The organism is Pseudomonas sp. 05N434 (genome assembly GCF_056396965.1).
This window is the reverse complement of the sequence record NZ_JBFTMK010000275.1, coordinates 1-6545: the sequence shown is the minus strand read 5'-3', so window position 1 is coordinate 6545 and position 6545 is coordinate 1. Positions and strand designations below refer to the sequence as shown.

The 6545-nt window shown below is 58.8% G+C and carries 5 protein-coding genes and 1 riboswitch; of the genes, 4 read left to right on the top strand and 1 reads right to left on the bottom strand.

The window, feature by feature from the left end; all coding sequences use genetic code 11:
* A partial coding sequence (locus AC1DLB_RS17750) for a 6,7-dimethyl-8-ribityllumazine synthase (RefSeq protein ID WP_477785364.1) occupies positions 1–467 on the bottom strand: 467 nt, incomplete at its 3' end.
* Between the two features lie 115 nt (positions 468–582).
* A riboswitch (FMN riboswitch) is annotated at positions 583–753 on the bottom strand.
* A 198-nt stretch (positions 754–951) separates the two neighbouring features.
* Here AC1DLB_RS17750 and ltaE point away from each other — a divergent pair.
* From ltaE to csrA, 4 genes are all read left to right on the top strand, one after another.
* A complete protein-coding gene (gene ltaE, locus AC1DLB_RS17745) occupies positions 952–1956 on the top strand; it encodes a low-specificity L-threonine aldolase (RefSeq protein WP_138866954.1) in 1005 nt (334 codons plus the stop codon).
* Positions 1957–2102: 146 nt separating this feature from the next.
* Positions 2103–4724: an alanine--tRNA ligase gene (alaS, locus tag AC1DLB_RS17740; protein ID WP_018926383.1), complete on the top strand. Its 2622-nt coding sequence runs from the start codon at positions 2103–2105 to the stop codon at positions 4722–4724.
* Positions 4725–4815: 91 nt separating this feature from the next.
* Positions 4816–6057: an aspartate kinase gene (locus AC1DLB_RS17735; RefSeq protein WP_477785363.1), complete on the top strand. Its 1242-nt coding sequence runs from the start codon at positions 4816–4818 to the stop codon at positions 6055–6057.
* 188 nt (positions 6058–6245) lie between these two features.
* Positions 6246–6434, top strand: a complete 189-nt coding sequence (csrA, locus tag AC1DLB_RS17730; protein ID WP_002554426.1) for a carbon storage regulator CsrA — start codon at positions 6246–6248, stop codon at positions 6432–6434.
* Positions 6435–6545 lie beyond the last annotated feature (111 nt).

The following is a 6545-nucleotide window of genomic DNA, read 5'->3' as shown; positions in this document are numbered from 1 at the left end:
GTCTTGTGCAGCGTATCTGCACACGTCTTCGCCGCTTCCTGACCTTTATGCACGAAATGCTCGAAGAAGAACTTCTGGTGTTCTTCACCGGCATGGAAGTGGTGCGGGGTCAAAACCACCGAGAACACTGGCACTTCGGTTTCCAGCTGAACCTGCATCAGGCCGCTGATCACCGACTGGGCGACGAATTCGTGGCGATAGATGCCGCCATCGACCACCAGGCCCGCGGCGACGATGCCGGCATAACGACCGGACTTGGCCAGCAACTTGGCGTGCAGCGGAATTTCAAAGGCGCCACCGACTTCGAAGAAATCGATGTCCGACTCCTGATAACCCTGGGCAATCATTTCAGCGACGAAGCCTTTACGGCTCTGATCGACGATTTCCTTGTGCCAACAGGCCTGGATGAACGCGACGCGCTCGCCCTGATGGTTTTTGCTTTTGCTATCGATTGCGGTGGGTTGCATGTTCTGACTCCTGTTTGTGTGAAAAACAGGGCGTTATGAATCGAATGGGATTTAAGGGTACGCAGGCACACGTGTCTGCGGACGGCGCTTTGGTACGGAACCTGGGCGGCGTCAATCCCGTTCTCTCTTCATCCGGACTATGACCGTCGGCCCCGGGATCACACCGGGTCTGCTGACCTTGCCGCCATCACAGCCATTGCCGTGCCTGTCGCCAAGCGCTCGCGGGCTATGCGCATTGCGCGCAATTACCGCCGGTGGGGAATTACACCCCGCCCTGAGAACGTTTTGCCGCCAGATTGTTTGGCGGCGAAGCGTTTTTAACACATATTTATGGGGCGTGCATGGCTGCTTTCTGATGATTGCTATCGGCTTTTCCGAAGGCATACAGCCTCTTTTCCTCGTTCAAGGCTTGATTAATTGTCGGCATGACCGCAGTAATTCCTTTCCGAAACGGATTTTTCCCCTGTTTACCGAGGCCAGATTCATGAGCGTTATCGATCTTCGCAGCGACACCGTCACCCAACCGACCGCAGGGATGCTCGACGCGATGGCCAATGCCGCCACCGGTGACGACGTTTATGGCGAAGATCCGACGGTCAATCGCCTGGAAGCCGAGCTGGCAACACGACTGGGTTTTGCCGCGGCGCTGTTTGTTCCAACGGGCACCATGAGCAACCTGCTGGGCTTGATGGCCCACTGCGAGCGCGGTGACGAATACATTGTCGGTCAGCAGGCCCACACCTATAAGTACGAAGGTGGTGGCGCGGCGGTGCTTGGTTCGATCCAGCCGCAGCCGCTGGAAGTGCAAGCCGATGGTTCGCTGGACCTGGCGCAAGTCGCCGCCGCGATCAAACCGGACGACTTCCACTTCGCGCGCACCCGTTTGCTGGCACTGGAAAACACCATGCAGGGCAAGGTGCTGCCGCTGGAGTACCTGGCCCAGGCTCGCCGCTTCACTCGTGAGCATGGCCTGGCGCTGCATCTGGATGGCGCACGGCTCTACAACGCGGCGGTCAAGCTGGGTGTCGATGCCCGGGAGATCACTCAGCATTTCGATTCGGTGTCGGTCTGTCTCTCCAAAGGCCTGGGTGCGCCAGTCGGTTCGGTGCTGTGCGGCTCGGTCGAGTTGATCGCCAAGGCTCGGCGTTTGCGCAAGATGGTCGGTGGCGGCATGCGCCAGGCCGGGATTCTCGCGGCGGCGGGGCTGTATGCGCTGGATAATAATGTTCAGCGCCTGGCCGACGACCATGCCAACGCACAATGGCTGGCCGAAGGCCTGCGAGCGGCGGGGTATGAGGTCGAGCCAGTGCAGACCAACATGGTTTACGTGAAAATGGGCGACAAGGCCGAAGCGATCAAGGCCTTCGCCGCGACACGCGGGGTCAAGCTCAGCGCTGCCGCTCGTCTGCGAATGGTCACGCACATGGACGTCAACCGTACGCAAATCGAGCAGGTCGTCGCTACATTCGTCGAGTTTTCCCGCATCTGATCGCGTTAGCGGTCCAATTGACCGTTTCTATCGTATAAACACGCTGTACCCCGCGCGCAGGGCCGATATAATGCGGCCCTTTGCCGTCGCTTCGTCTGTTGACGTTTCGCACAGGCCTTTGGCCGCAGCCTCCGTGGAAGAACCTAATGAAAAGCGCAGAAATCCGTGAAGCCTTCCTTCGCTTCTTCGAAGAGCAAGGCCACACCCGTGTAGCCTCCAGCTCTTTGATTCCGGGCAACGACCCAACCCTGCTGTTCACTAACGCGGGGATGAACCAGTTCAAGGACTGCTTCCTGGGCCAGGAAAAGCGCGCGTACACCCGCGCCGTCAGCAGCCAGAAATGCGTGCGTGCCGGCGGCAAGCACAACGACCTGGAAAACGTCGGTTATACCGCCCGTCACCACACCTTCTTCGAAATGCTGGGTAACTTCAGCTTCGGTGATTATTTCAAGCGTGACGCCATTACCTTTGCCTGGACGTTCCTGACCTCCGACAAATGGCTGAACCTGCCGAAAGAAAAGCTCTGGGTGACCGTCTACGCCAGCGATGACGAGGCCTACGACATCTGGACCAAAGAAGTCGGTGTACCGGCCGAGCGCATGGTTCGCATCGGCGACAACAAGGGCGCGCCGTACGCTTCCGACAACTTCTGGACCATGGGCGATACCGGCCCGTGCGGTCCTTGCACCGAGATCTTCTACGATCACGGCGCCGACATCTGGGGGGGGCCACCGGGCTCGCCGGAAGAAGACGGCGACCGTTACATCGAAATCTGGAACAACGTGTTCATGCAGTTCAACCGCACCGCCGATGGCGTGTTGCACCCGTTGCCAGCCCCGTCGGTGGACACCGGCATGGGTCTTGAGCGGATCAGTGCCGTGCTGCAGCACGTTCACTCGAACTATGAAATCGACCTGTTCCAGAGCCTGCTGAGCGCATCGGCCAAGGCCATCGGTTGCACCAACGACAATCAGGCTTCCCTGAAAGTCGTGGCTGACCACATCCGTTCCTGCGGCTTCCTGATTGCCGACGGCGTGCTGCCGTCCAACGAAGGTCGCGGTTATGTACTGCGCCGGATCATTCGTCGCGCTTGCCGTCACGGCAACAAACTGGGCGCCAAGGGCAGCTTCTTCTACCAGATCGTTGCAGCCCTGGTCGCCGAGATGGGCGAAGCGTTCCCTGAACTGAAATCCCAGCAGGCGCACATCGAGCGCGTGCTGAAGGCCGAAGAAGAGCAATTCGCCAAGACTCTGGAGCAGGGCCTGAAGATCCTCGAGCAGGATCTGGCCGAACTCAAAGGCGACGTGGTGCCGGGCGACGTGGTGTTCAAGCTTTACGACACCTACGGTTTCCCGATGGACCTGACCGGCGACATCGCCCGTGAGCGCAGCCTGACCATCGACGAAGCAGGCTTCGAGCGCGAGATGGAAGCCCAGCGCGTGCGTGCCCGTTCCGCCAGCTCCTTCGGCATGGACTACAACAGCCTGGTCAAGGTTGATGTGGCCACCGAGTTCACCGGTTACACCGCTCACAGCGGTTCCGCCAAAATCGTTGCTCTCTATAAAGAAGGGCAATCGGTTGACGTACTGAGCGAAGGCGAAGAGGGCGTCGTCGTTCTCGATCAGACGCCGTTCTATGCCGAATCCGGCGGTCAGATTGGTGATTGCGGCTTCCTCCAGGCTGGCGCTGCGCGTTTCGACGTGCGCGACACCACCAAGACCGGCGGTGCGTTCCTGCACCACGGTGTGCTGGATTCGGGCAGCCTGATCGTAGGTGCTCCGGTGGAGACTCATGTCGATGCCGAAGTGCGCCATGCGACGTCGCTGAACCACTCGGCGACTCACTTGTTGCACGCTGCATTGCGTCAGGTGCTGGGCGAGCACGTTCAGCAGAAAGGCTCGTTGGTCGACAGTCAGCGTCTACGCTTTGACTTCAGCCACTTCGAAGCGATCAAGCCTGAGCAGTTGAAGGCGCTGGAAGACATCGTCAACGCCGAGATTCGCAAGAACTCCGAAGTTGAAACCGAAGAAACCGACATCGAAACCGCCAAGCAGAAAGGCGCCATGGCGCTGTTCGGCGAGAAGTACGGCGACAGCGTACGTGTGCTGAGCATGGGCGATTTCTCCGTCGAGCTGTGCGGCGGTATTCACGCCACCCGTACCGGCGACATCGGTCTGCTGAAAATCATCAGCGAAGGCGGTGTGGCTTCGGGTGTGCGTCGTATCGAGGCAGTCACCGGTGCCGCGGCACTGGCCTACTTGAATGCTGCAGAAGAACAACTCAAGGAAGCGGCCAACCTGGTCAAGGGCAGCCGCGATAACCTGATCGACAAGCTGTCGGCTGTGCTGGAGCGCAACCGTCTGCTGGAGAAGCAACTCGAGCAGTTGCAGGCCAAGGCGGCCAGTGCGGCGGGCGACGATCTGTCGGCTTCTGCCCTGGACGTCAAAGGCGTGAAAGTGCTGGCCGTGCGTCTGGACGGTCAGGACGGCAAGGCGCTGCTGGCGCTGGTCGATCAACTGAAAAACAAACTCGGCCGCGCAGTGATCCTGCTCGGCAGTGTCCATGAGGAAAAGGTCGTTCTGGTTGCAGGCGTGACCAAAGACCTGACTGGCCAACTCAAAGCCGGTGATTTGATGAAGCAGGCTGCTGCGGCAGTGGGCGGGAAGGGCGGTGGTCGTCCAGACATGGCGCAGGGCGGTGGTACTGACGCTGGCGCACTGGATGCTGCATTGGCCCTGACTGTTCCATTTGTAGAGCAGGGTTTATAAGGCAGTGTGCCTGGTCCGCGGTCTAGTAGCGGGCCAGAACGCTGTTTGAGTGATTTATTGGGCGCCCTTCATGGGCAGAGGCGGCTTTGAAATGGCTTTGATCGTACAGAAATTTGGAGGCACCTCAGTCGGCACTGTCGAGAGAATCGAGCAGGTCGCCGACAAGGTTAAGAAATTCCGCGATGCGGGCGATGACCTGGTGGTTGTGCTGTCTGCAATGAGCGGCGAAACCAACCGTCTGATCGATCTGGCCAAGCAAATCAGTGGCGACGGCCAACCGGTTCCACGCGAACTGGATGTGATCGTTTCCACCGGTGAGCAGGTGACGATTGCACTGTTGGCCATGGCGCTGATCAAGCGTGGCGTGCCAGCGGTGTCGTACACCGGCAACCAGGTACGGATTCTGACGGATAGCGCGCACAATAAAGCGCGTATCTTGCAGATTGATGACCAGAAGATTCGCGGTGACCTGAAGGCCGGTCGTGTGGTGGTTGTCGCCGGTTTCCAGGGCGTCGACGAGCACGGCAATATCACCACGCTCGGTCGTGGCGGTTCCGACACCACTGGCGTGGCGCTGGCGGCAGCCCTGAAGGCTGACGAATGCCAGATCTACACCGACGTCGACGGCGTCTACACCACCGACCCGCGTGTGGTGTCCGTGGCTCAGCGTCTGGACAAGATCACCTTCGAAGAGATGCTGGAAATGGCCAGCCTCGGTTCCAAGGTGTTGCAGATCCGTGCGGTCGAGTTCGCCGGCAAGTACAACGTTCCGCTGCGCGTACTGCACAGCTTCAAGGAGGGTCCGGGCACCCTCATTACTATTGATGAAGAGGAAACCATGGAACAGCCGATCATTTCCGGCATCGCTTTCAACCGCGATGAAGCCAAGCTGACCATCCGTGGCGTGCCAGACACCCCGGGCGTGGCGTTCAAGATTCTCGGCCCGATCAGCRCCGCGAACATCGAAGTCGACATGATCRTGCAGAACGTTGCGCACGATAACACCACCGACTTCACCTTCACCGTGCACCGTAACGACTACCAGGCGGCGCAATCCGTGCTGGAAAACACCGCTCGCGAGATCGGTGCCCGTGAAGTCGTTGGCGACACCAAGATTGCCAAGGTCTCGATCGTTGGCGTCGGCATGCGCTCCCACGCAGGCGTGGCCAGCCGCATGTTCGAATCCCTGGCGAAAGAAAGCATCAACATCCAGATGATCTCGACTTCGGAAATCAAGGTGTCCGTGGTGATCGAAGAGAAGTACCTGGAACTGGCTGTGCGCGCCCTGCACACAGCTTTCGAACTGGACGCGCCGGCCCGACAGGGCGAGTAATGCGTTCCCCCCGAAGGGCGCGGTCTGACCGCGCCCTTCGTTTTTTTGAATGGTGCGTACCAAAACTGTTCTTTTGCTCGCGCTAGTCAATACTCAGGCATGTAGGGCTACGACCTTTTCGGTTGTAGGTCGAATGCCTTTTTTTTGCAGACTGTTGTCCCTGAAATGAAATGCGTGAGGAGAAAGGTATGCTGATTCTGACTCGTCGGTGCGCAGAAAGCCTGATTATTGGTGATGGCGAAATCACCGTGACCGTGCTCGGCGTTAAAGGAAATCAAGTGCGTATTGGTGTCAACGCCCCGAAAGAGGTGGCTGTGCACCGTGAGGAAATTTACCTGCGTATCAAGAAAGAGAAGGACGAAGAACCAAGCCATTAATTTTTATCGTTTTTTATGTTTGCAAACGGGGATAAAGCTGGTTAATATACGCCCCGTGTTGCGGAGAGCTGGCCGAGTGGCCGAAGGCGCTCCCCTGCTAAGGGAGTACAC

What these genes read in the sequence shown, in the direction of transcription:
- ltaE (WP_138866954.1), top strand. Translation starts at nt 952, where the DNA reads ATGAGCGTTATCGATCTTCGCAGCGACACCGTCACCCAACCGACCGCA.
- alaS (WP_018926383.1), top strand. Translation starts at nt 2,103, where the DNA reads ATGAAAAGCGCAGAAATCCGTGAAGCCTTCCTTCGCTTCTTCGAAGAG.
- csrA (WP_002554426.1), top strand. Translation starts at nt 6,246, where the DNA reads ATGCTGATTCTGACTCGTCGGTGCGCAGAAAGCCTGATTATTGGTGAT.